The sequence below is a fragment of the Stenotrophomonas sp. Ste96 genome (assembly GCF_024519495.1).
In the GTDB taxonomy this organism is placed as follows: Bacteria; Pseudomonadota; Gammaproteobacteria; order Xanthomonadales; family Xanthomonadaceae; genus Stenotrophomonas; species Stenotrophomonas bentonitica_A.
Genome location: NZ_JALJRX010000008.1, coordinates 115,376 through 138,833, shown reverse-complemented (window position 1 = coordinate 138,833; position 23,458 = coordinate 115,376). Strand labels below are relative to the sequence as shown.

Here is a 23,458-nt window from a genome sequence, read left to right as displayed (position 1 = left end):
CTCCAAGGAAAACACCACGATCATCGATGGCGCCGGCGAGAAGGCCAACATCGAAGCGCGTGTCACCCAGATCAAGACCCAGATCGAAGACACCTCGTCGGATTACGATCGCGAGAAGCTGCAGGAACGCGTAGCCAAGCTGGCCGGCGGCGTTGCCGTGATCAAGGTCGGTGCCTCGACCGAAATCGAAATGAAGGAAAAGAAGGATCGCGTCGACGACGCCCTGCACGCGACCCGTGCAGCCGTTGAAGAAGGCGTGGTCCCGGGCGGCGGCGTTGCCCTGGTCCGTGCGGTCACCGCGCTGAGCGGCCTGAAGGGTGCCAACGAAGACCAGAACCACGGCATCCAGATCGCCCTGCGCGCGATGGAAGCCCCGCTGCGCGAAATCGTGGCCAACGCTGGCGAAGAGCCGTCCGTGATCGTCAACAAGGTCAAGGAAGGCACCGGCAGCTTCGGCTACAACGCCGCCACCGGCGAGTTCGGCGACATGCTGGAATTCGGCATCCTGGACCCGACCAAGGTGACCCGTTCGGCGCTGCAGAACGCGGCCTCGATCGCTGGCCTGATGATCACCACCGAAGCCATGGTTGCCGAAGCCCCGAAGAAGGATGACGGCGCTGGCGCAGCCGGCGGCGGCATGGGCGGTATGGGTGGCATGGGCGGCATGGACTTCTGATGTAGAGGCCGGCCATCGGTCGGCACCTGCCATCCGCCACCGCAGTACGAAAAACCCCGCCGGAAGGCGGGGTTTTTTTGTGCGCGTAGTACCGACTCACAGCGCGCTGGTGGGGGCCTCGACCTCGTCCTGCAACCAACCCAGGAAGGCTGCGATGGCCGGTGTCTCCTCGGCGCCGGGCGGGGTGACGGCGTAGTACGCAAACCGCTTCGGCCAGGGCTGATCCAGCACCACCGCCAGCCGACCGCTGGCCACTTCGGCGTCCACATACAGATCGCGCACCAGCGCGATGCCCTGGCCCGCTTCCGCCGCGCGGATCAGCAGCACGTCATCATCGAAGGCCGGGCCACGCTCGATGCGCGGATCGGCGGGCAGGCCAAGCGCGCGGAACCATAGCGACCAGTCACTGCGATCGGAATCCTGCAGCAGCGGGTACTGCAGGCAGTCCGCGGGGGAGTGGATCGGCGGCCCCTCGGCGAGCAGCGTCGGGCAGGCCACCGGCAACAGCACCGGTGCCGCCAGCGGGCGCGAGACCAGCCCGGGATACTCGCCGAGACCGTGGCGGATCGCGATGTCGATGCGATCGCGGCGCAGATCCGCCAAGGCCGCCGGGGCGATTCCGCTGCTGGTGACCGGCACCTCGCAGCAGACACTGGACTGGGTCGGGCAGCATGCCGATGGCTGGCTGACCTATCCCGAGGCAACCCATCACGCCGCCGGGCCGCAGCGCCTGGCCGGCAAGATCCAGGCCTGGCGCCGCCTCATTCCCGACGGGGGCTTCCGCCCGCATGTCACCAACGAATGGCTGGATCTGGTCGAGGACCCGAACCATCCACGCACCCCGCTCAATGGCGGCTACACGTTGAGGACCGGTCGCCACGGATTGATCGATCTGCTCGGCGAGTGGCAGCGCGCCGGCGTGAACCATGCTGCGCTGGGCATCCAGTTCTCGCAGCGCCCCGCAGCCGAGGTGCTGCAGGAGCTGGCCGAGTACGTGCTGCCGTTGTTTCCCTCGCATGACGGGCCATTGCCGGCACAGGTGCGCTGGTAAAAGGGGGCGAACGGAATCCCTTCGCTATGACTGGGCGTGTCCTTCGACGCGGATGGCGGCCTCGGCGCCGCGTGCACGCCGGTCAAGCCACAGCTGGGTGGGGAAATACGTCAGCAACGCGCCGATCAGCATGCCCTGCGAAAAGGCCATCGGAAACTGGCTGGCCACCGCGGCGCCCACGGCCATGCCGACCAGGCTTGCTCCTGCGGCCTTACGCTGACGCTTCAGTTGTGCGGCGCTGGCAAGACGCCGTGCCCGCACGGCCTCGCGCTTGGGATCGGGTTGCAGCATGGCATCCGCCATGGCTTCAGCTTGAGAACGGTCCATCGGCGTGTCCTTGCGTCGGTGGTGATGGCTTCATGCTGCCGCGGGACGGCTCCCGCGTAAACCCCCACTCGCGCGCGGCTCAGTGCGTTGCAGGACGCTGCAGGCAATGCGCAGCAGGCGCAGGATATGACGCGCATGCTGGCAGCGGTCGCGCACGATCTGCGCACGCCAGTGCCCCGGCTGGGCCTGGCGCCGAGTTCGCACCGCTCACGCACGCGGTGCGGATGGTGGCCGACATTGAACCCTTGAACGCGATGATCGAACAGATTGGGCTGGCGGTGGCGCAGGGCGCGGTTCGGCAGCAAGGAGGTCAGCTCTGGCTGCTGCACAGGCCGGGCGGCGGGCTGATCGTACGGATGCAGGTGCCCGCAGTAGCGGCAACGCAGGCGGGAGCCTTTCTCTCAGAGCGCAACGACGATATAGTTAGCCGCCGTATTATGTCGAAGCCGCCTGCATGCTGGAAACCAAACACCAGGCCTTCCTGACCGAACTGGAGCGCCGTGGCCAGCCCGATTCGGGCGAACTGGCGTTGTGCTTCCAGGTGCTGTCGCTGGCCAGCGCGATCGACCAGGACTGTGCCAGCCGGCTGGCGCCGCTGGGCCTGAGTGAAGGGCGCTTCGTGCTGCTGTTCCTGCTGCGCGGTGCGGAAACGGCACTCTCGCCTCACCAGTTGGCCGAGCGCGCCGGGGTGACCCGCGCCACCATCACCGGCCTGCTCGATGGGCTGGAGCGCGAGCACCTGGTCAGCCGCCACAGTGATCCGGATGACAAGCGCCGCATCCACGTGCGCTTGACCAGGGCGGGTCAGGCGCTGGCCGCGCGCTTGTTCGACCAGCAGACCGCGTGGATCGCCTCGCTGTTCGCCGATATCAGCCCGCGGGAACGGCGCACGCTCGGCACGCTGCTGCAGCGCGTGTGGTCGCGCACTGATGCGGGCCGCGCGGCATGAAACAGCCCATCACCCGCGAACGCCGCGGGCAGCTCGATCGCGGTGAAACCGAAGCCACGCATCTGGCCGAAGTGCTGGCCGTCGACTTCGCCAAGCTGATGGCCCATGTCGCCCCCGGCTTGCCCGCCGCTGCGATCACCCCGATGCGCAATGCCGCCAAGCGCGGCATCACGCTGCGCATGCAGGGCGCCGCGACGCTGTTGCGCGTGCATGGCCACGGCGATCATGCACGGTGGTCGCGGCACGCCAGCGACACCGTGCGTGGCTGGGCCTGCTATCTGATCGGCAGCGACCCGGCCTTGTCGCTCGAGCACAGGCTCGATGCGCTGCGCACGCTGGCCGACGATGCGCATTTCGGCGTCCGCGAGTGGGCATGGCTGGCTGTGCGTCCGCATGTTGTCGCCGAACCCCTGCGTGTACTCGCGCACCTGCACGGCTGGACCACCGACGTCTCACCCAACGTGCGTCGCTTCGCCTGCGAAGCGCTGCGCCCGCGGGGCGTGTGGGCTGCGCACATCACCTTGTTCAAGCAGGCGCCGCAACACGCGCTGCCGCTGCTGCAGGCGCTGTGCTGCGATGCCTCGCGCTATGTGCAGGATTCAGTCGGCAACTGGCTGAACGATGCGGGCAAAAGCCAGCCTGACTGGGTCCGCGCGCTGTGCAGCGAATGGCAGCAGCACCACGCCGATGATCCGGCCAACACCTATATCCGCAAGCGCGCACTGCGCTCGCTCTGACCTCAAGGAATGCCATGTCGCACATGTTGATCGAGCTCTACACCGCCACCCCCGCCTGGACCGCGCTGGACCCGGTGTCGCGCGGGGCGTTCTTCGCCCGCATCGGCGCCGGCATGCAGCACGTGGATCCGGCCCGCATCACGCCGGTGGCGATGGGCCGCATCGAACAGGACGTTCCGCACACCACGGCCGAGCAGTTCTATGCGGTGTGGCAGTGCGCCGAACGGCTCGATGCCGATGCCTTGCTGGCCGCGATCGGCGCTACCGGGTGGCACGAGTACTTCACCACGACGCACGCGGTGGGGGCAGCAGGCACGCTGCAGCAGCACCTGGCCGAGCTGGCGGCGTTGCCGCGGGGGTGAGCGCACCGCTCGCGGGGAGGGGCCTGAACCGATGCCGCAGTTGCGAATGAAACAGTTGGCACCTCCAAATCCCTGTGTTATCAATACTCCCCAATGAACGCACGCCCCGCCAATTCCTACTTTTGGTATTACTTTCCGAAGCCACCGGCGGAGGAAGGCATGCGCTCACCCTGAAGAAACCTTCAGACGCATTCCCGAAAGCCGCCAGCGCACCTGGCGGCTTTTTTGTTGCCGCCGCGCTGGGGACCCCCACTTCCAAGGAGTTACCCCATGCCCCCCCATACCGACGACCTGCGCATCCGCAAGATCGAACCGTTGACCCCGCCGGCACAGCTGCTGGCGATGCTGCCCTGCGACGACGAAGCCTCCGATACGGTCAGCGCCTCGCGCGCGGCCCTGCACGAGATCCTGCATGGCCGCGACGATCGCCTCGCGGTAGTGATCGGCCCGTGTTCGATCCATGACCCGGTGGCCGCCATCGAGTACGCCCAGCGCCTCAAGCCGCTGCGCGATGCCTACGCCGATGAGCTGGAAATCGTCATGCGCGTGTACTTCGAGAAGCCGCGCACCACGGTGGGCTGGAAGGGCCTGATCAACGATCCGGACCTGGATGGCAGCTTCAACATCAACAAGGGGCTGCGCGTGGCGCGCGGCCTGCTGCGCGACATCAACAAGCTGGGCCTGCCGGCCGGCGTTGAATTCCTCGATGTGATCTCGCCGCAGTACATCGCCGACCTGGTCGCCTGGGGTGCGATCGGCGCACGCACCACCGAAAGCCAGGTGCACCGCGAACTGGCCTCGGGGCTGTCCTGCCCGGTCGGGTTCAAGAACGGTACCGACGGCAACATCAAGATCGCCGCCGATGCGATCGGCGCGGCCTCCAACCCGCATCACTTCCTGTCGGTGACCAAGGAAGGCGGCACCGCCATCGTGGCCACCGCCGGCAATCCGGACTGTCACGTGATCCTGCGCGGCGGCAAGACGCCGAACTACGATGCCGACCACGTTGAAGCGACCAGCCAGACGCTGGCCAAGTCGCACCTGGCCGCACGCATCATGATCGATGCCAGCCACGCCAACAGCAGCAAGAATCCGGAGAACCAGCCCAAGGTCATCGCCGACATCAACGCGCAGCTGGCAAACGGCGAAGAGCGCATCGTCGGCGTCATGGTCGAGAGTCATCTGGTGGCCGGCCGGCAGGACCTGGTGGACGACCAGCCGCTGACCTACGGCCAGAGCATCACCGATGGCTGCATCGGCTGGGACAGCTCGCTGGCGGTGCTGGAGAGCCTCGCCGAGGCAGTGCGGGCACGGCGGGCGGCGCGCATCAGCGAGGCGGCATAAGCGTGCGTTGATCCGGGGTAGAGCCACCCCACGGGTGGCTGCGTACAGCGCCGCGGCGCTTCATGCAGTTCATGCAGAAGCAGCCACGCATGGCGTGGCTCTACCCCTGGGGTGTCGCGCGTTCGATGATCACGCGGCGCGCCTCAGCTTCGCCAACGCCAGATAGATCGCCGGCGTGGTGTACAGCGTCAGCCACTGGCTGACCAGCAACCCGCCCACGATCGCGATGCCCAGCGGCTGGCGCATCTCCCAGCCTTCGCCGGTGGCCAGCATCAGCGGCAACGTGCCCAACAGCGCGGCCACGCTGGTCATCAGGATCGGCCGGAACCGCAGCCGTGCGGCTTCGCAGATGGCCTCATACGACGACAGCCCGCGCTCGCGTTCGGCCGACAGCGCAAAGTCGATGATCAGGATGGTGTTCTTCATCACCACGCCCACCAGCAGGAACAGCCCGAGCAGCGAGATCAGGTTCAGCTCGTTGCCGAAGGCCATCAGCGCCAGCAACGCGCCCACGCCGGCCGAGGGCAGGGTGGAGAGGATCGCCAGCGGCTGCACGAAACTTTCGTACAGCACGCCCAGCACCAGATACACCGCCAGCATCGCGCCGAGGATCAGCCACAGCTGGCGCTCGCGCAGTTTCTCGAAGCCGCCGGCCTCGCCGCTGAGCCGCGCCTGCACATGGGTGGGCAGCATGATCCTGGCCATGGCCTGGTCCACCGCTTTTACCGCCTGGTCCAGGGTGACGCCGGGCGCCAGCGCGAATTCGATCCAGACCGAGGCGAACTGCTGGCTGTGATAGATCCGGTCCGGCGCCATGCCGTACTCCCACCGCGCGATGGACGACAACGGCAGGCGCTGGCCGTCCTTGCCGATCACATGGATCTGCTCCAGCGTGGAAGGATCCTGGGTGTAGCGTGGGTCCAGCTCCATCACCACGCGGTATTGGTTGAGGGTGTCGTACAGCGTGGCGACCTGGCGTTGGCTGAAGGCGTTGTTGAGCACCGAAGCGATCATGCGCATGTCCACGCCCAGGCGGGCGGCGGCATCGCGGTCGATGTCGAGCACCACCTGGCGCATGCCTTCATCGCCCTTGGACTCCACATCGACCAGCTCGGGCAGGGCGCGCAGCGCATCGGCCACCTTGGGCGTCCACTGCCGCAGCGGTTCCAGCTCGCCGGAGAGCAGCTGGAACTCGTACTGGCCGCTGTCGCCGCTGCCTTCCAGCTTGATGTCCTGGTCCACCCACAGGAACATGCCGCCGCCCGGAATCTTCGGCATGTTGGCGCGCAGGCGGTCGATCACCTGCTGGCTGGAGACCTTGCGCTCGGCCAGCGGCTTCATCTTGATCATGATGAAGGCGTTGTTGACCCCGCTGCGGCCGCCGATGTACCCGATGATGTCGCTGATCGCCGGGTCGGCCAGCAGCAGCTGGCGGTAGGCCTCGATCTTGGGCTGCATCACCTGGAACGAGAGGCCATCGTCGCCGCGCGCGAAGCCACGCAGCTGCGCGGTGTCCTGCTTGGGCACGATGCCCTTGGGCACCTGCTGGAACAGCCACACGTTCAGTGCGATCACACCGGCGAACAGCAGCAGCGGCAGCGCGAGCCAGCGCAGCATTGTCTGCAGGCTGCCCATATAGGCGCCGCGCAGACGCTCGAACAACGCGGTGCCGGCGCGCTGCAGTCCATTGCCGGGGCCGGGCCGTGCCTGCCCGAGCAGGCGCGCGCACAGCATCGGGGTCAGGCTCAGCGAGACCAGCAGCGAGACGCCCATCGCCGCCACCAGGGTCAGCGAGAACTCGCGGAACAGTTTCTCGACGAAGTCATCCAGGAACAGGATCGAGATGAACACCACCGCCAGCGCGATGTTCATCGACAGCAGCGTGGCGCCGACTTCCCCCGCGCCCCGCAGCGCGGCGGTCATCGGTGAGGCGCCTTCTTCCCGGTGGCGCGCGATGTTCTCCAGCACCACGATGGCATCGTCGACCACCAGCACCGCGGCCACGATCAGCGCCATCAGCGAGAGCGTGTTGAGCGAGAACCCGAGCAGGGCGATGATCGCCAGCGCGCCCAGCAGCGAGACCGGGATGGCGACGGTCGGCACCAGCGCCGCGCGCCAGTGGCCGAGGAAGGCCAGCACCACCAGCACCACCAGGGCGATCGCCAGCAGCAACGTCAGCTCGGCCTCGCGCAGGGTGGCGCGGATCACCGGCGAACGGTCCATCACCACCTGCATGTCGATGTTGGCCGGCAGCAGCGCCTGCAGCGTGTCCATCTGTGCCTGGATGGCGTCGACGGTCTCGATGATGTTGGCATCCGGCTGGCGGCTGACGATCAGCAGCACCGCCGGGCGCTCGTTGTGGAAGCCGCTGGCGTAGCGGTCTTCAACCCCTTCGCTGATCCCGGCCACGTCCTCCAGGTACACCGGGCGGCCGTCGCGCATCGCCACGATCAGGCGGCGGTACTCGGCGGCGGTGCGCAGCTGCAGCGTCGCTTCCAGCTGCCATTGCTGGGCCTGGCTGGCGACGGTGCCCAGTGGCTTGAGCGCGTTGGCGTTGCGGATCGCCGCGGCGATGTCGTCCAGCGCGATGCGATGATGGTTGAGTGCATTGGGATCCAGCGAGACGCGCACCGCCGGCAGCGAACTGCCGCCCACCTGCACCTCGCCGACGCCGGGAATCTGCGCCAGCTTCTGCGCGATCACCGTGGAGGCCACGTCGTAGATCTGCCCCGGCGAGAGGCTGTCCGAACTCAGCGCGAGCGCCATGATCGGTGCCTGCGAGGGATTCACCTTGCGGTACTGCGGCATGCCCGGCATGCCACTGGGCAGCTGCGCGCGCGCGGCATTGATCGCGGCCTGCACGTCGCGCGCGGCATCGTCCACGTCGCGGCCGAGCGCGAACTTCAGCTCGACCTGGGTCGAGCCCTGGGTGCTGGCCGAGTCGATCCCGGTCAGCCCGGGGAGGGTGCCCAGGGCACGCTCCAGCGGCGTGGCGACGTTGGCGGCCATCGATTCCGGGCTCGCGCCGGGCAGGCTGGCGCTGACGTTGATGGCCGGGTAGTCGACCTGCGGCAACGGCGCGACCGGCAGCAGGCGCAGCCCGAGCAGGCCGGCCAGCACCACCGCCACCGCGAGCAGCACGGTGGCGACCGGATGCTGCACGAACCAACCGATCGCCCGCGACAGCGGACTCACGCCAGCGCCCCGTCAGCCTCGTCGGTCACCGGCGCGGGGCGCTGCCGGAAGCGGTCGAAGAACAGGTAGATCACCGGCGTGGTGAACAGGGTCAGCACCTGGCTGACGATCAGCCCGCCCACCATCACCAGGCCCAGCGGCTGGCGCAGCTCGGCGCCCGAGCCACTGGCGAACATCAGCGGAATCGCGCCGAACAGCGCGGCCAGCGTGGTCATCAGGATCGGGCGGAAGCGCAGGAGCGCGGCCTGGTGGATCGCCTGGCGTGGCGCCATGCCATGCTCGCGCTCGGCCTCCAGCGCGAAGTCGATCATCATGATCGCGTTCTTCTTGACCAGCCCGATCAGCAGCACGATGCCGATCACCGCGATCAGGTCCAGGCTGCGCCCGCTGACCAGCAACGCCAGCAGTGCACCCACCGTGGCCGAGGGCAGGGTGGAAAGGATGGTGATCGGGTGGATGAAACTCTCATAGAGCACGCCCAGCACCAGGTACATCACCACCACCGCGGCCAGCACCAGCCACAAGGTGCTCGACAGCGACGCGCGGAACGCATCGGCCGCGCCCTGCAGGCGCAGTTCGACGCTGGCCGGCAGCCCGATCGCGGCGCGTGCACCTTCGATCGCCTCCACCGCTTCGCCCAGCGACGCATCCGGGGCGAGATTGAAGGAGAACGTCACCGCCGGGAACTGGCCGACATGGTTGATCAGCAGCTGCGCCGGGCGCTGTTCGATCCGCGCGATGCCGCCCAGCGGCACCTGCCGCCCGTCCGGCCCGGTGACGTGCAGGCGCGTGATCGCATCCGGGCCGAAGGCCACGTCCGGGCGCGCTTCCAGCACCACGCGGTACTGGTTGGCCTGGGTGAAGATGGTCGAGATCTGCCGCTGCCCGAAGGCGTCGTAGAGCGCGTCGGCGATGGCCTCCACGCTGATCCCCAGCCGCGCGGCGGCGACCCGGTCGATCACCACATGCGCCTGCAGGCCCTGGTTCTGCAGATCACTGGCGACGTCGGCCAGTGCCGGCGACTGCTGCAGGTGCGCGAGCAGGCGCGGTGTCCATGTTTCCAGCTGCGCGAGGTCCGGGCTGGTCAGGGTGAACTGGTACTGGGTCCGGCTGATCCGGTCTTCGATGCCCAGTTCCTGCACCGGCTGCAGGTACAGCTTGATGCCCGGCACGTGCGCCACGCGCTGCTGCAGCCGCGCGATGATCGCCTGTGCATCGGCAGCGCGCTGTGCATGCGGCTTCAGCTCGATCAGCAGGCGGCCGCTGTTGAGCGTGGCGTTGTTGCCGTCCACGCCGATGAACGAAGACAGGCTGGCCACGTCCTCATCCTCCAGCAACGCCGCGGACAACGCCTGCTGGCGCTGCGCCATCGCCTGGAAGGAAATCGACTGCGGCGCCTCGCTGATGCCCTGGATCAGCCCGGCATCCTGCACCGGGAAGAAGCCCTTGGGCACCCACACGTACAGCACGGCCGTCAGCACCAGCGTGGCGACGGTGGCGGCCAGCATCAGCGGCTGGCGCTGCAGCACCCAGTGCAGCTGACGATCGTAGAGCGCCACGACGCGGTCGAACGGGTCGCCCTGCTGCGACGATTCCTGCCCATCGGCATCGCGACGGGTCGCGTGGCCGGCCTTGAGCAGGCGCGCGCACATCATCGGCGTCAGCGTCAGCGAGACCAGCAGCGAAATGCCGATCGCCACCGCGAGCGTGATCGCGAACTCATGGAACAACTTGCCGACCACGTCGGCCATGAACAGCAGCGGGATCAGTACCGCGATCAGCGACAGCGTCAGCGAGATCAGGGTGAAACCGATCTGCCTGGCGCCTTTCAGCGCCGCCTGCATCGGCGTCGCGCCGCGCTCCAGGTGACGGGCGATGTTCTCCAGCATGACGATCGCATCGTCCACCACGAAGCCGGTGGCGATGGTCAGCGCCATCAGGGTGAGGTTGTTGAGCGAGAAGCCGGCCAGCAGCATTACCCCGAAGGTGCCCACCAGCGACAGCGGTACCGCGATGCTGGGAATGATCGTGGCCGGGATGTTGCGCAGGAACACGAAGGTGACCATCACCACCAGCGCGATCGCGATCAGCAGCTCGTGCTGCACGCCACGGATCGAGGCGCGGATCGATTCGGTGCGGTCGCTCAGCACCGCCACGTCCACGCCCTTGGGCAGCGACGCCTGCAGCTGCGGCAGCAGCGCCCGCACCTGCTCGACCACGGCGATCACGTTCGCACCCGGCTGGCGCTGGATGTTGATCAGCACGGCCGGGGTGGTGACCGACCACGCGGCCAGCTGGCGGTTCTCGGCGCCATCCTCGATGGTGGCCACGTCGCCCAGGCGCAGCGGCGCGCCGTCTTTCCAGGCCAGGATCAGCGCGCGGTACTCGGCCACCGAGCGCATCTGGTCGTTGGCATCGAGCATGATCGCGCGGGTCGGGCCGTCGAAGCTGCCCTTGGGCATGTTGACGTTGGCCGTGCCGATCGCGGTGCGGATGCTGGCCATGCTCAGGCCGTTGGCGGCCAGCGCCGAAGGATTGACCTGGATGCGCACCGCCGGGCGCTGCCCACCGGCCAGGCTGACCAGGCCGACGCCGGGCAGCTGCGACAGGCGCTGGGCCATGCGCGTATCGACCAGATCGTGCACCTGCGGCAGCGACAGCCCCTGCGAGGTCACCGCCAGGGTCAGGATCGGGGTATCGGCCGGGTTGACCTTGCGGTACACCGGCGGCACCGGCAGGTCAGCGGGCAGGAAGCTGTCGGCGGCGTTGATCGCGGCCTGCACTTCCTGCTCGGCCACCCCGAGCGCGACCTCCAGCGAGAACTGCAGCGTGATGACCGAAGCGCCGCCCGAACTGGTCGAGGACATCTGCTTCAGGCCGGGGATCTGCCCCAGCTGCCGTTCCAGCGGTGCAGTGACCGCGCTGGTGGTGACATCCGGGCTGGCACCGGGATACAGCGTGGTGATCTGGATGATCGGGTAATCGACCTGCGGCAGTGCCGCGACCGGCAGCAGGCGGTAGGCCATCACGCCGGACAGCAGCAGCGCCACCATCAGCAGCGTGGTCGCGACCGGGCGCTCGATGAAGGGGCGCGAGAGGTTCATGCGCCGGTCCGCGTCGGGTCCTGCTCCACCACCTCGACCTTGGCGCCTTCGCGCAGGCCGTCGATGCCTTCCACCACCACGCGCTCGCCGGCCTTGAGCCCTTCGCGCACCGAAACCCGTTCGCCATCGGCCGGGCCGAGCACCACGTTGCGCAGGTGCGAGGTGGCATCGGCCGCGATCACGTAGACGTAGCTGCCTTTGCTGCCGAACTGCACGGCGGCATTGGGGATCACCACCGAATCGCTGCTGCTGACCTGCAGGCGCACATTGACGAACTGGTTGGGGAACAACGACTCATCGGCGTTGGCGAACTGCGCGCGCAGCTTGAGCGTGCCGGTGGCGGTATCGATGCGGTTGTCCAGGCTGGAGAGCACGCCGTCGCCCAGCGCGGTGCGCTCCTCGCGGTCCCAGGCTTCCACGGTGAGCTGCGGATTGGCACGGGCGGCGGCGACCACCGCCGGCAGGTCCGGCTCGGGCACGGTGAACAGCACGCTGATCGGCGTGGTCTGGGTGATCGTGGCCAGCGGTTCGGTATCGCCACTGCGCACCAGGTTGCCGACATCCACATTGCGCAGGCCCATGCGTCCGGCCACCGGCGCGGTAATGCGGGTGTACTGCAGCTGCAGGCGCGCTTCATCCACGGCCGCCTGGTCGGTCTGGCGACGGCCCTGCAGCTGGCGCACCTTGCTCTGCTGATCACTCAGGTCCTGCGCGGAGACGAAGTGCTTGGTCTGCAGTTCGGTGAAGCGCCTGAGCTGGCTCTCGGCGTTGTCCAGCTCGGCCAGGTTCTGCTGCTGGGTGCCCAGCGCACGCGACAGCTGTACCTGGAACGGGCGCGGGTCGATCTCGGCCAGCAGCTCGCCGGCCTTGACGTGCTGGCCTTCGGAGAACGCCAGCCGCAGCAGTTCGCCATCCACGCGGCTGCGCAGGCTCACCGTATGCAGCGGGGTCACCGTGCCGAGCGCCTTCAGGCGCACCACCAGGTCTTCCTGCGTCGCAGTGGCCACGCGCACCGGGGTCGGCTGCGGGCCACCGGCGGGGCTGGCGGCAGGCGCGGGCGAAAGCAGCTTCCATGCGGCGATCGCGACCAGCCCGACGGCGGCAGCGATCAACAGCGGTTTGGCGAAACGACGGCGAGACGAGGCGGGCGTTGAAGCGGACATACGCATCCTGCGCACCCTCCACCGGAGCAGTGCGTCCATGGGGACCGGCCGAGTGCGGCAGGTCAACGGGGGAGAGGGTGTCTGGCGGGGCAGCGGGTGGAACACCGCCGCGTGGCTGGATGCCGTTCGATTGGAACGGGAGCGCCATGATACAGGGCCAGGCCGCTCAAGCTCCCGTGACCTTGGTCATGCCTGCGCGTGCGTCAATGCACCTCGTCGCGGTACACGAACTTCGGCATTTCCCATTTGAAGTGGATCGCCAGCAGGCGGAACAGGAAGCCGCCGCCCAGGCACCACAGCGTGGCCGCGTTGAGCGACACGCCGAGTTCCAGCAGGGTCAGGTAGGCCGCGCCGGTGAGCAGGGTGATCACGGCATACAGTTCTTTCTGGAAGATCAGCGGCACCTCGTTGCACAGCACGTCGCGCAGCACGCCGCCGAACGCACCGGTCAGCATGCCGGCGATCAGGATGATCGGCACGGTATGCCCGCCCTCGCGTGCGACCGCGCAGCCGATCAGGGTGAACGCGATCAGGCCCAGGCCATCGAGCACCAGGAAGGTACGCCGGAAGTGGTGCATCCAGCGCGCCACCCAGGTCGCGATCAGCGCCGCGCAGATGGTGAAGCCCAGGTATTCCGGGTGCTTCACCCAGCCCAGCGGGTAATGCCCGAGCACGATGTCGCGCAGTGAGCCGCCGCCGAGCGCGGTGACGCAGGCGATGATGACCACGCCGAACAGGTCCATGCGGCGGCGGCCGGCCGACAGCGCGCCGGTCATGGCTTCGGCCGAGATGGCGATGAGGTAGATCAGGGAGAGCAGCATGGGGGTGGCTCCGGAAAACACGTCAGGCGGGGACGGAAACGCACACGCATCACGCCAGCGCCGCTGCACTGTCATGAGGTGGGATTCCGTTGCCGCTCCCGCTGTCCTTTTGCCTGAGAGTTCGGTGGCCAAGGCCACGTGCCCCTTCGGCGGGTCATTGAAGACCTCTCTCCAGATCGGCGTGTCGGATGCATGGTTGGTGGCGTATCGAGCCACCGGCCTGAGCGATTATGGGAGCCTGCGCCTTCGGCGGGCGCCAGCGCGGCGCCTCTCTCCTGCATCCGGGGCGGATTCTAGCAGCCGCCGGGCCCGCGCCGGGGGATAATCCCGGTATGCCCGCTGAACCCGCCCTGTGGTACCTGTACCTGCTTGAATGCCGCAATGGCAGCTATTACGCCGGCATCAGCAACGACGTGGAGGCGCGCTTCCAGGCCCACCTCGCCGGCAAAGGGGCCAAATACACCCGGGCCCACCCACCGGTGAGGGTGCTGGCGATGCGCGCCTACCCGGACCGGGCCGCGGCGTCGAAGGCCGAGTGGCAGCTCAAGCGGCAACCGCGCGAGCGAAAGCTGGCGTGGTTGGCGCTGCCCGATCCCATGTAGCCCCGCGTGCTGGTTGTTCGGGTCTTCGTTGGCGGCATACCATCGACCCTCGTTCGTTGATCCGCTTGCCCAAGCCCTGGAGTGCCATGTCCCGCGATCTGTCGTTGTACCCGGAAGATGAGAATGGCGATGTGCTCTGGAACATGTTGCAGGATGGCGATGACCTGTCGATTCCGCGCGAGGTGGATTTCGCGCTGATCTTCCCAACCCAGGACGTGGCCATCGCCTTCGCCGTGCACCTGCTCAAGAACGAGCAGAAGGTGTCCTTGGCTGCCTACGAGGGCAACGACGAATACCCGTGGCAGGTGGTGGTGCATCCGCTGATGCTGCCGACCCACCAGAACATCTCGGGCTTCGAAGGCCTGCTGGCCAGCGAGGCGGTGTCCTACAGCGGCCAGGTTGATGGCTGGGGATGTCTGTCGCAGGGCTGAGTGGCCCATCCGTGTGGCAGCCCGGCATGGCTGGCTGCCACCGTGGCCGCTCGACCGCTCAGGGCGTCGGCGGTCGCTTCGGCCGGCGATCATCCTGCGCATCGCCGAAGATGATCCGCGCGCTGCGCTGGTAGCTCCAGTACGCCACTGCCCAGTTCAGTAGCACCACCACGCGGTTGCGGAAGCCGATCAGGAAGAACACGTGCGCGGCCAGCCAGAACCACCACGCCAGCACGCCGGAGAGCTGCAGGCGGCCGAGGTGGACGATCGCGGCCATGCGGCCGATGGTGGCCAGATTGCCGAAGTCCTGGTACTTGAACGGGCCTGGCGCAGGCTTGCCAGCCAGGCGCGCCTGGATCGTGGTCGCCACGTGCTTGCCCATCTGCTTGGCTGCCGGGGCAACGCCGGGTACCGGCTTGCCATCGGCCTGGGTCAATGCGGCCAGATCCCCGGCCACGAAGATCTCCGGGTGGCCGTCCAGGGTGAGATCGGGCTGCACCGGCACGCGGCCGGCGCGATCCAGGGGCACCTCCAGCGTGCGCGCCAGCGGTGAGGCGGCGACACCGGCGGCCCAGACCACGGTGCGCGCTTCGACGAAGCGCTCGCCGAGCTGGAAGCCCTCGGCGTTGATGTCGCTCACCGGCGTACCGGTGAGCACTTCCACGCCCAGTTTCTCCAGCTGGCGGCGCGCCTTGAGCGAGAGCACCTCGGGGAAGGTGGACAACACGCGCGGGCCGGCCTCGACCAAGCGCACCCTGGCCGAGGCGGGATCGATATGGCGGAACTCATTGCGCAGCGTATGCCGGGCGATCTCGGCCAGCGTGCCGGCCAGTTCCACCCCGGTGGGGCCGCCGCCGACGACGGCGAAACTGAGCCAGGCGGCCTTGCGCGCGGGATCGGGTTCGGCCTCGGCGCGCTCGAAGGCGAGCAGCAGCTTGCGGCGCAGGGCGATGGCATCGTCCAGCGTTTTCAGGCCCGGCGCATCGGCGGCCCATTCGTCGTGACCGAAGTAGGCGTGGGTGGCGCCGGTGCACAGCATCAGCGTGTCGTAGGCGATCTGCGTGCCATCGGCCAGCGTCGCAGTGCGTGCGGCCTTGTCGATGCCAGTGACTTCACCCAGGCGCACTTCAACGTTGCGCTGATGGCCCAGGATGTGGCGCAGCGGGGCGGCGATATCGGGTGCCGAGAGGCCGGCGGTGGCCACCTGGTAAAGCAGCGGCTGGAACAGATGGTGGTTGCGACGGTCCACCAGGGTGATGCGCACGTGCGCCGAGGCAAGGGCACGGGTGGCCCAGAGGCCGGCAAAACCACCACCGATGATGAGCAGGTGGGGCGTGGGATCGCGGGTCATGCTTCACTCCTTGGCGGGCGCCGGAGGGGGGCGGCGCAGGTCGTCTCGTGATGCGGCCCATGGTCGCACGTGAAGCGCGATGTTCACGTCGATGGCCGATACTGGGTTCAGGGGCCATCGCGCTTGCCCGATGGCCGATCCGATCCCGCCCTGGAGACCGAGATGTCCGAACCGGAAAAGCGCATCGCCCTGCTGATCGATGCCGACAACGCACCCGCCTCCAAGATCGATGCGGTGCTGGCCGAAGTCGCCCGCTACGGCGTGGCCAATGTCCGCCGTGCCTACGGCAACTGGAAGAGCCCGCGCTTGAAAGGGTGGGAATCGGTGCTGCACGAATACGCGATCCGCCCGATCCAGCAGTTCGCCTACAGCCGTGGCAAAAATGCCTCGGACATGGCGATGGTGATCGATGCGATGGACATGCTGTACGCGCGCAATCTGGACGGCTTTGCGATCGTCTCCAGCGATGCCGACTTCACGCCGCTGGTGATGCGCCTGCTGACCGATGGGGTCAAGGTGTACGGCTTCGGTGAGAAGAAAACGCCCGAGCCGTTCGTCAACGCGTGCTCGAAGTTCACCTACATCGAAGCGCTGGGCCAGCCGCATGCGGCCGATCAGGAGGTGGAACAGGACAACGAAGAAACGCGCCCGCGAAAGAGCGGGCCCGAACTGCGCAACGACACCCGCTTGGTGCAGATGCTGCGCCGCGCAGTTACGTCGGCCGAAGCGGAGGATGGCTGGTCGCACCTGGGGCCGGTCGGTAGCCAGATCGGCAACCAGGCCTCGTTCGATTCGCGCAATTACGGGTACAGCAAACTCAGCGATCTGCTGGCCGCGACCGGCTTGTTCGAGATGAAGAAGGACGGCAAATCGACCTATGTGCGCGCGCTGCCCAAGAAGAGCGCGGCGAAGGCGGCGAAGTAAGCCCCCGCCGATCGGCGTATCGTATCCGCACCGCGCGACCCGTGCCGCGCATCGCCCGATATGAGAATCCGATCATGCTGAAAATCTGGGGCCGTCGCAATTCCAGCAACGTGCGCAAAGTGCTGTGGTGTGCCGAGGAGATCGGCGCGCCGTACGAGTCGATCGAGGTCGGCGGTGCCTTCGGTGGCACGCAGTCGCCGGAATACCGTGCGATGAACCCGAACGGGCTGGTGCCGGTGATCGAGGACCAGGGCCTGCCGCTGTGGGAATCCAACACGATCGTGCGCTATCTCTCGGCGCGCTACGCGCTGGGCACGCTGTACCCGGAAGACGTGGTGGCGCGCGCGCAGTCGGAGAAGTGGATGGACTGGACCACCTCGACCTTCGCCGGCGTGTTCCGCGATCTGTTCTGGGGCACGCTGCGGACCGCGCCGGCGGATCGGGACGAGGCGCGCATTGCTGCCGCACTGGTGCGTTCCGGCGAGCTGCTGGCGATGGCCGATGAAGCCCTGTCGCGGCAGCCGTATCTGTCCGGTGAGCAGTTCGCGATGGGGGATATTCCGCTGGGCGCCTTCATCTATGCCTGGTTCGAGATGCCGATCCAGCGCCCGGACCTGCCGCATCTGGCGGCCTGGTACGAACGGCTGAAACAGCGGCCGGCATATCAGCGTGGGGTCATGACCGCGCTCACCTGAGCGACCGTGCCGCGCTAATACAGATCCATCGGATCCACATCCAGCGACCAGCGTACCCGGCGTGCCTGCGGCAAGCCGGCAATCTGCGGCGTCACCTGGTCCAGCACACCATGCAACGGGCGCCGCGCCGGTGAGGACAGCAGCAACTGGGTGCGCTGGTAGCCCGCGCGGCGCGGCATCGGCGCGGGCATCGGGCCATAGCGTTCCACCGCCGCATCGTCGGGAATCAACGCGCGCACGGCACTGAGCATCGCGTTGGCATGCTCCACCTGCTGCGCTTCGGCACGCAGCAGTGCCAGATGCGCGAAGGGCGGAAAACCGGCCGCCTCGCGCTGCTGCAGTTCCGCATGGGCAAAGGCGTGATACCCGCCGTTGACCAGTGTCTCCAGCAGCGGATGCCCCGGGTGGTGGGTCTGCAGCCAGACTTCCCCCGCATCCACCGCGCGCCCGGCGCGGCCGGCGACCTGGATCAGCTGCTGTGCGAGTTTTTCACTGGCGCGGAAATCCGCCGAGAACAGGCCTTCGTCGATGCCGACCACGACCACCAGGGTCAGCTTCGGCAGGTCGTGCCCCTTGGCCAGGATCTGCGTGCCGACCAGGATGCCCGCGCGATCGCCGAGCGAGGCCAACTGGGTCTCCAGCGCGTCGCGCTTGCCGGTGGTGCCGCGGTCGATGCGGATCACCGGAAAATCCGGGAAGGCCTCGACCAGATGTTCTTCCAGCCGCTCCGTCCCGATGCCCTGCGGCTGCAGCGCCAGGCTGCCGCAGTCCGGGCAGGCCAGCGGCGCGGACTGGCGTGCGCCACAGTGATGGCACTGCAGGCGGCGGCCGCCGGCGTGCACGGTCATCGGCGCATCGCAGCGCTGGCACGGGGCGGTCCAACCGCAGTCATGGCAGAGCAGCACGGGTGCATAGCCGCGGCGGTTCTTGAACACCAGCACCTGGTGCCCGGCCTGCAGATGCTGGGTGATGCCGGCCAGTACCTCCGGCGATAGCCCATCGCGCAGCGGCCGTTTGCGCACGTCGAGCACGCGCACCACGGGGGGCCGCGCCGCGCCCGCGCGCTGCTTCAGGCGCAGGTGGGTGTAGCGGCCGGCCTGCGCGTTGTGCAGCGATTCCAGCGACGGCGTGGCACTGCCGAGCACCACCGCCACGTCCAGTGCCTTGGCGCGCACCAGCGCGAAATCCCGCGCGTGGTAGCGGATGCCGTCCTGTTGCTTGTAGCTGCCGTCGTGCTCTTCGTCGATCACGATCAGACCCGCATTCGGCAGCGGGGTGAATACCGCCGAGCGCGTGCCGACGATGACCTGCGCTTCACCCCGCGCGGCAGCCGCCCACACGCGGGCACGCTCGTTGTCGTTCAGGCCCGAGTGCAGCACATGCACCGGAATGCCCAGGCGGTTGCGGAAGCGCGACAGCGTCTGTGGGGTCAGCCCGATCTCCGGCACCAGCACCAGCGCCTGCTTGCCACGCGCAAGGCACGCCACGATCGCCTGCAGGTAGACCTCGGTCTTGCCACTGCCGGTCACGCCATCGAGGAGGTAGGCGGCAAAGCCGTCGGCGGCGGTGATCGCGGCGATCGCGTCGGCCTGTTCGGCGTTGGGCGCGGGGCCGCCTGCGGGCGAGGCCACGGCCGGCGAATGGGCCAGCGCGATCCGTTCAACCAGCCCGCGCTTGGCCAGCGAGCGGGCGGCGCTGCGCCAGTCGTCCATCAACGTATCCAGGCGGTCTTCGTTCACCACCCCCTCGGCCAGGCACTCGGCCAGTCGCTGCGGGCGGGTGCCGTTGCGCAACTTCGGCTGCGGGTCGTGCCCGGCGTTGGTGAGCTGCCAGCCCCACTGATGGGTGTCCGGCACTGCTTCACCGCGCCGCAGCGGGCCGGGCAGGCCCGTACTGATCACCTCGCCCAGCGGCGCATGGGTGTAGCGCGCCAGCCACTGCAGCGAGCGCCACAGCTCGCCGGTCAGCAGCGGCGTGGTGTCGATCCACTCGATCGCCGCGCGCAGGCTGCCGGGATCCTCCACCTGACCGATCCCGGCCACCACCCCCACCAGCTCGCGGGAGCCGAACGGCACCCGTACCCGTTGCCCGGTCATTCCGGGGTCCGGGACCGGCCCAGGCGGCGGGGCGTAGTCGAACAGTTGCGGCAGCGGCACCGGCAGGGCGACGCGCAGGGTCGAAGACGAGGAGGTCATCGGGCCAGTGTAGCGGGGCAGGTGGACGCGGATCACGCCCATTCACCGTCTCAACCAGGTGCGCGCCGAATCATAAATCCCACCTAAATATCCGAGTTGATTGGAGATTCAGGCTTATCCACATCTTCTGTGGATAAGTCTGTGTGCCATTGCGTATGTGACCGCCTTGCGTCAGGAACTTCCGATGTTCTGCTCAGGTTGGTCAAAAAATAGCCAAGAAACAATAATCAATAAAAACAACAAGATAGCTGTGAAACAAAGTTGAAACAGACTTGACGTGGGCCTCACCTGCGGTTCTACCCCGGTTTTTCGTGGTGCTGTGCACAACCTTTTCCACCGGAACGCTTTGCAGACCGTGGCCGCTCACAGGAAATGAACATCCGCGCGCCGCAGCAGTGACGCAATCGCTATCATTTCCCCACAATGATGGAGTTGCTATGACGGCTGCGCCCGCCCCTGTTTCCTCTACCGCAGCCGGCGCGCTGTCGGCATTTCTTCGTGGCGTTGAACGCCGGGCCCTGGTCGTGGCCGAGCTGCAGTGCGGCGACCCGACCGTGGCCGAGCAGGCCCTGGTCGCGGTCATGCGCGCCTTTGCCGGGATCGCCAGCGACCTGCCCATGGCCCAGTGGCCGGAGCGGTTCTGGTCGCTGCTGGTGCACCGCGCACCGTTGCGGGACCCGGCCGCAGGCCAGTGGCCGGCGCCGCTGGCGCATCTGGCCGGGCTGGCCCCGCCGGCACGGCTGGCGTTCGTGCTGCGGATCGGCGGCGGGCTGGATGAAGCCGCTGCCGCACAGGTCCTGGATCTGCCGATGGCCGACTACCAGCACGCCCTGGCCGATGCCTGCCCGCGCGATGCCCATGGCAATCCCGATGCCGCTGGCTGGCGCGCCCTGGCCGAGCAGGTCCAGTTGCGCATCCGGGATCTGCCCGCCAGCCGTCTGCAGCGGCTGCAGCAACCGGTGGCCGCCCCGGCCAGCCAGCCATCGGACGCAGCGTCCTGGCGCACCCCGGCCAAGTCCGATGCCCCCGCCCAGCGCCGCCCGGTCAGGCGCCAACGCGGCCGCCGTTTCCCATGGAAGGGCGTGCTGATCGTGGCCGTGACCGTCGGCGTGCTGCTGGGCGGTGCCGCCTGGTGGAAACACGCCCGCCAGGCCGGCGACCCCGTGATGGATACCCCCGAAGGCGCGGTCGCCGATGCGGGCCCGGTGAAGGTCGAAGCGCTCCCGGCTGACGATCTGCCGAGCATGGCCCCGGCTGCCTCGCCGTACGCCGCCAGTGATGCGGCGATGCTGGCCGACCCGGACCTGCCGACCGCCCGTGATGCCGATCTGTACGCCTGGTTCGCCGCCGGTGGCCCGGTCCCGGTCGACGAATCGCAGGCCCAGCCGAGCCGCCCCGAACCCGCCACCGCCGGCCTGGAGACGGCTGCCGCCGATGAGTAAGCCTGCCTTCCTGCTGATCGCCCTCGGGCTCTCCAGTGCGGCCATCGCCGCCCCCAACCGGGTTGAAGTGCCGCTGGCGGTGCCCGCGCCTGCCAGTGCCACCGCCCCGGCGATCCCGGCCACGCCTGCGGCGCTGGACCCGGCCCAGCTGCGTGAACTGCGCAGCCGCTATGCCGCCTGGCAGGCCATGAGCGAGGGCGAGCGTGCCCGCGTGCGTGCCGCCGCGGCGCGCGTGGCGGCGCTGCCTCCGGCCCAGCAGCAGGCGCTGCGCCAGCGCTTCGCCGAGCAGGACCAGCGCTTCCGCGACGGCTGGCTGCTTGGCCCGCAGCTCGGCCACGAGTTCACCAAACTGCAGGGCCTGTTCGGCTATCTGCCGGCCGAGCAGCGTCCCACCGCGTTGGCCGTGCTGCGCCAGCTCACGCCTTCCCAGCTGACCCAGCTCACGCTGGTGGCCCAGCGCACCCCGCCGCAGGACCGCGACCGCGTGCGCGCCGAGTTCCTGGGGGTTGCCCCCACCGCACGCGACACCTGGCTGCGCGAGCACGTGGGGCACTGACGGGTTCGTCTCCGTTTACCTGAAAGCGCGGCTTTTCCCCCGCCGCGCGCGTAAGATGGCGGGCCGCAACCCGGTGCCTGTGCCCTCCGCGCGCGACCGTAGTTGCCGTCTGTGACTCCCATGTCTACCGCTTCCTCCACGCCGCGCCTCTCCCGGGAAGTGCGCGCCACCGGTCTGCTCGCGCTGCCGCTGGTTCTGGGCCACGTCTCCACCGGCCTGATTTCCTTCGTCGACAACGTGATCGCCGGTCACCACGGCACCCACACGCTCGCCGCCGTCACCATCGGTACGGCGCTGCTGTGGCTGCCGATGCTGATCCCGATCGGCACGCTGATTTCGCTGACCGCCTCGGTGTCGCAGCTGCATGGCGCCGGCCGCGAGCGCGAGATCGGCCCGCTGTTCCGCCAGGCCCTGTGGCTGGCGCTCGGCCTGGGCCTGATCATGTTCACCTTCCTCACGGTGGTGCCGCCGCTGCTCCCCGCGTTCGGCATCGCGCCGGACATCGTGCCGGGCGCGACCGCGTTCCTGCACGCGGTGCGCTGGGGCGGGCCGGCGCTGACCCTGTACTTCTGCATGCGCTACCTCAGCGAAGGCATGCACTGGACGCTGCCGACGATGCTGCTCGGCTTCGGCGGCCTGCTGGTGCTCGCGCCGCTGGGCTATGTGCTGTGTTACGGCAAGCTCGGCTTCCCCGAGCTGGGCGCCGAAGGCCTGGGCATGGCCTCGGCGATCATGATGTGGCTGCAGGCGCTGTGCTTTGCCGGTTATCTGTGGAAGACCAAGCGTTTCGCCCACCTGCAGCTGTTTTCGCATCTCGAAGCGCCGCGCTGGTCGGCGATCTGGGACCTGCTGCGGACCGGCCTGCCGATCGGCATCACCGTGCTGATGGAAGGTGGGTTGTTCATCGTCACCGCGCTGCTGATCGGTCGCCTCGGCGCCACCGAAGCCGCCTCGCACCAGATCGCCATCAACGTCGCGCAGCTGTGCTTCATGATCCCGATGGGCGTGGCCGAGGCCACCACGGTACGGGTCGGCCATGCGGTCGGCAGCGGCAACGGGCTGGGCGTGCGCCGCGCGGCGATCGCCGGGCTGGTGATCATCCTCGGCACGCAGACGCTCTCGGCGCTGGTGCTGCTGTTTGGCCATGACGCCATCGTCGGCGTCTACACGGCCGACATGGGCGTAGCCGCACTGGCCTCGACGCTGTTGCTGTACGCGGCGGCGTTCCAGTTCCCGGATGGCATCCAGGTGCTCTCGGCCGGCGCATTGCGCGGGCTGAAGGACACCCGCGTGCCGATGTTCATCGCCATGTTCTCGTACTGGGGCCTGGGCATGCCGCTTGGCGCCGGGCTGGGTCTCGGCCTGGGCATGGGCCCGCAGGGCATGTGGCTGGGCCTCATCCTGGGCCTGACCGCGGCCGCGATCCTGATGGGCTGGCGCCTGCGCGTGAGCAGCGCCCGCGCCGGTCTCCCTTCGACACCCTGACTTGTGTCCGATGCCGGCGCGCCCGGCACCGGCTATTCTGGCACCACG

Annotated in this window: 21 protein-coding genes, 1 pseudogene and 2 riboswitches; of the genes and pseudogenes, 14 read left to right on the top strand and 8 right to left on the bottom strand. The window is 68.3% G+C overall.

Annotation, left to right across the window (positions count from 1 at the left end):
* A partial coding sequence (locus OC373_RS17100; RefSeq protein ID WP_315985474.1) for a TCP-1/cpn60 chaperonin family protein occupies window positions 1-676 on the top strand: 676 nt, incomplete at its 5' end.
* A 96-nt stretch (window positions 677-772) separates the two neighbouring features.
* On the opposite strand, the gene OC373_RS17095 is transcribed toward OC373_RS17100, so the two are convergent.
* Window positions 773-1,279 (bottom strand): LysR substrate-binding domain-containing protein, encoded by a 507-nt coding sequence (locus tag OC373_RS17095; protein ID WP_261998161.1) that lies wholly within the window; start codon window positions 1,277-1,279, stop codon window positions 773-775.
* Here OC373_RS17095 and OC373_RS17090 point away from each other — a divergent pair.
* Window positions 1,248-1,727 carry a hypothetical protein gene (locus OC373_RS17090; RefSeq protein WP_261998160.1) on the top strand — a complete coding sequence of 160 codons (480 nt, stop codon included), beginning with the start codon at window positions 1,248-1,250 and terminating at the stop codon, window positions 1,725-1,727. The two genes, OC373_RS17095 and OC373_RS17090, sit on opposite strands and share 32 nt — an antisense overlap.
* 24 nt (window positions 1,728-1,751) lie before the next feature.
* Here OC373_RS17090 and OC373_RS17085 read toward each other — a convergent pair whose 3' ends face one another.
* Window positions 1,752-2,054, bottom strand: a complete 303-nt coding sequence (locus OC373_RS17085) for a hypothetical protein (protein WP_261998159.1) — start codon at window positions 2,052-2,054, stop codon at window positions 1,752-1,754.
* Between the two features lie 114 nt (window positions 2,055-2,168).
* Here OC373_RS17085 and OC373_RS17080 point away from each other — a divergent pair.
* The 5 genes and pseudogenes from OC373_RS17080 to aroG form a co-directional block, all read left to right on the top strand.
* Window positions 2,169-2,539 (top strand): annotated as a pseudogene (locus tag OC373_RS17080) (hypothetical protein); the annotation flags it as partial.
* The gene (locus tag OC373_RS17075) at window positions 2,509-3,003 is read left to right on the top strand and encodes a MarR family transcriptional regulator (RefSeq protein WP_261998158.1); all 495 of its coding nucleotides are present in this window, start codon (window positions 2,509-2,511) and stop codon (window positions 3,001-3,003) included. The pseudogene OC373_RS17080 and the gene OC373_RS17075, both read left to right, overlap by 31 nt.
* Window positions 3,000-3,740, top strand: a complete 741-nt coding sequence (locus OC373_RS17070) for a DNA alkylation repair protein (RefSeq protein WP_261998157.1) — start codon at window positions 3,000-3,002, stop codon at window positions 3,738-3,740. The genes OC373_RS17075 and OC373_RS17070 overlap by 4 nt, the downstream gene beginning before the upstream one ends.
* A gap of 14 nt (window positions 3,741-3,754) precedes the next feature.
* Window positions 3,755-4,102 carry a DUF6616 family protein gene (locus tag OC373_RS17065; RefSeq protein ID WP_019183559.1) on the top strand — a complete coding sequence of 116 codons (348 nt, stop codon included), beginning with the start codon at window positions 3,755-3,757 and terminating at the stop codon, window positions 4,100-4,102.
* A 270-nt stretch (window positions 4,103-4,372) separates the two neighbouring features.
* Complete coding sequence (gene aroG / locus OC373_RS17060) at window positions 4,373-5,446, top strand: 3-deoxy-7-phosphoheptulonate synthase AroG (RefSeq protein WP_261998156.1); 1,074 nt, start codon at window positions 4,373-4,375, stop codon at window positions 5,444-5,446.
* A gap of 129 nt (window positions 5,447-5,575) precedes the next feature.
* Here aroG and OC373_RS17055 read toward each other — a convergent pair whose 3' ends face one another.
* From OC373_RS17055 to OC373_RS17040, 4 genes are all read right to left on the bottom strand, one after another.
* Window positions 5,576-8,641: an efflux RND transporter permease subunit gene (locus OC373_RS17055; protein WP_261998155.1), complete on the bottom strand. Its 3,066-nt coding sequence runs from the start codon at window positions 8,639-8,641 to the stop codon at window positions 5,576-5,578.
* Window positions 8,638-11,745, bottom strand: a complete 3,108-nt coding sequence (locus tag OC373_RS17050) for an MdtB/MuxB family multidrug efflux RND transporter permease subunit (protein ID WP_261998154.1) — start codon at window positions 11,743-11,745, stop codon at window positions 8,638-8,640. The genes OC373_RS17055 and OC373_RS17050 overlap by 4 nt, the downstream gene beginning before the upstream one ends.
* Window positions 11,742-12,908 (bottom strand): MdtA/MuxA family multidrug efflux RND transporter periplasmic adaptor subunit, encoded by a 1,167-nt coding sequence (locus OC373_RS17045; protein WP_261998153.1) that lies wholly within the window; start codon window positions 12,906-12,908, stop codon window positions 11,742-11,744. Before OC373_RS17045 ends, OC373_RS17050 begins: the two co-directional genes overlap by 4 nt.
* A 203-nt stretch (window positions 12,909-13,111) precedes the next feature.
* Complete coding sequence (locus OC373_RS17040) at window positions 13,112-13,729, bottom strand: trimeric intracellular cation channel family protein (RefSeq protein WP_019183564.1); 618 nt, start codon at window positions 13,727-13,729, stop codon at window positions 13,112-13,114.
* 93 nt (window positions 13,730-13,822) lie between these two features.
* Window positions 13,823-13,914: riboswitch (glycine riboswitch) on the bottom strand.
* Window positions 13,915-13,934: 20 nt separating this feature from the next.
* A riboswitch (glycine riboswitch) is annotated at window positions 13,935-14,017 on the bottom strand.
* Between the two features lie 44 nt (window positions 14,018-14,061).
* On the opposite strand from OC373_RS17040, the gene OC373_RS17035 reads away from it, so the two are divergent.
* Both OC373_RS17035 and OC373_RS17030 read left to right on the top strand, forming a co-directional pair.
* Complete coding sequence (locus tag OC373_RS17035) at window positions 14,062-14,331, top strand: GIY-YIG nuclease family protein (protein WP_070426048.1); 270 nt, start codon at window positions 14,062-14,064, stop codon at window positions 14,329-14,331.
* Between the two features lie 86 nt (window positions 14,332-14,417).
* Window positions 14,418-14,762: a ribonuclease E inhibitor RraB gene (locus OC373_RS17030; RefSeq protein ID WP_088433651.1), complete on the top strand. Its 345-nt coding sequence runs from the start codon at window positions 14,418-14,420 to the stop codon at window positions 14,760-14,762.
* A gap of 58 nt (window positions 14,763-14,820) precedes the next feature.
* Here OC373_RS17030 and OC373_RS17025 read toward each other — a convergent pair whose 3' ends face one another.
* Entirely contained in the window at window positions 14,821-16,113 is a 1,293-nt protein-coding gene (locus tag OC373_RS17025) for an NAD(P)/FAD-dependent oxidoreductase (RefSeq protein ID WP_261998152.1), read from the bottom strand.
* A gap of 162 nt (window positions 16,114-16,275) precedes the next feature.
* On the opposite strand from OC373_RS17025, the gene OC373_RS17020 reads away from it, so the two are divergent.
* Window positions 16,276-17,037, top strand: coding sequence for an NYN domain-containing protein (locus OC373_RS17020; protein WP_019183568.1), 762 nt, complete (start codon window positions 16,276-16,278; stop codon window positions 17,035-17,037).
* Window positions 17,038-17,111: 74 nt separating this feature from the next.
* Window positions 17,112-17,732, top strand: a complete 621-nt coding sequence (locus tag OC373_RS17015; RefSeq protein WP_019183569.1) for a glutathione S-transferase — start codon at window positions 17,112-17,114, stop codon at window positions 17,730-17,732.
* A 14-nt stretch (window positions 17,733-17,746) separates the two neighbouring features.
* Here the strand turns inward: OC373_RS17015 and OC373_RS17010 are convergent, their stop codons facing one another.
* Window positions 17,747-19,927 (bottom strand): primosomal protein N', encoded by a 2,181-nt coding sequence (locus OC373_RS17010; protein ID WP_261998163.1) that lies wholly within the window; start codon window positions 19,925-19,927, stop codon window positions 17,747-17,749.
* A 437-nt stretch (window positions 19,928-20,364) separates the two neighbouring features.
* Between OC373_RS17010 and OC373_RS17005 the strand changes: the two genes are divergently transcribed.
* From OC373_RS17005 to OC373_RS16995, 3 genes are all read left to right on the top strand, one after another.
* Window positions 20,365-21,369, top strand: coding sequence for a hypothetical protein (locus OC373_RS17005; protein WP_261998151.1), 1,005 nt, complete (start codon window positions 20,365-20,367; stop codon window positions 21,367-21,369).
* Window positions 21,362-21,925, top strand: coding sequence for a DUF3106 domain-containing protein (locus OC373_RS17000; RefSeq protein ID WP_070426045.1), 564 nt, complete (start codon window positions 21,362-21,364; stop codon window positions 21,923-21,925). The genes OC373_RS17005 and OC373_RS17000 overlap by 8 nt, the downstream gene beginning before the upstream one ends.
* A 120-nt stretch (window positions 21,926-22,045) precedes the next feature.
* Window positions 22,046-23,410 carry an MATE family efflux transporter gene (locus OC373_RS16995; protein WP_019183573.1) on the top strand — a complete coding sequence of 455 codons (1,365 nt, stop codon included), beginning with the start codon at window positions 22,046-22,048 and terminating at the stop codon, window positions 23,408-23,410.
* Window positions 23,411-23,458 lie beyond the last annotated feature (48 nt).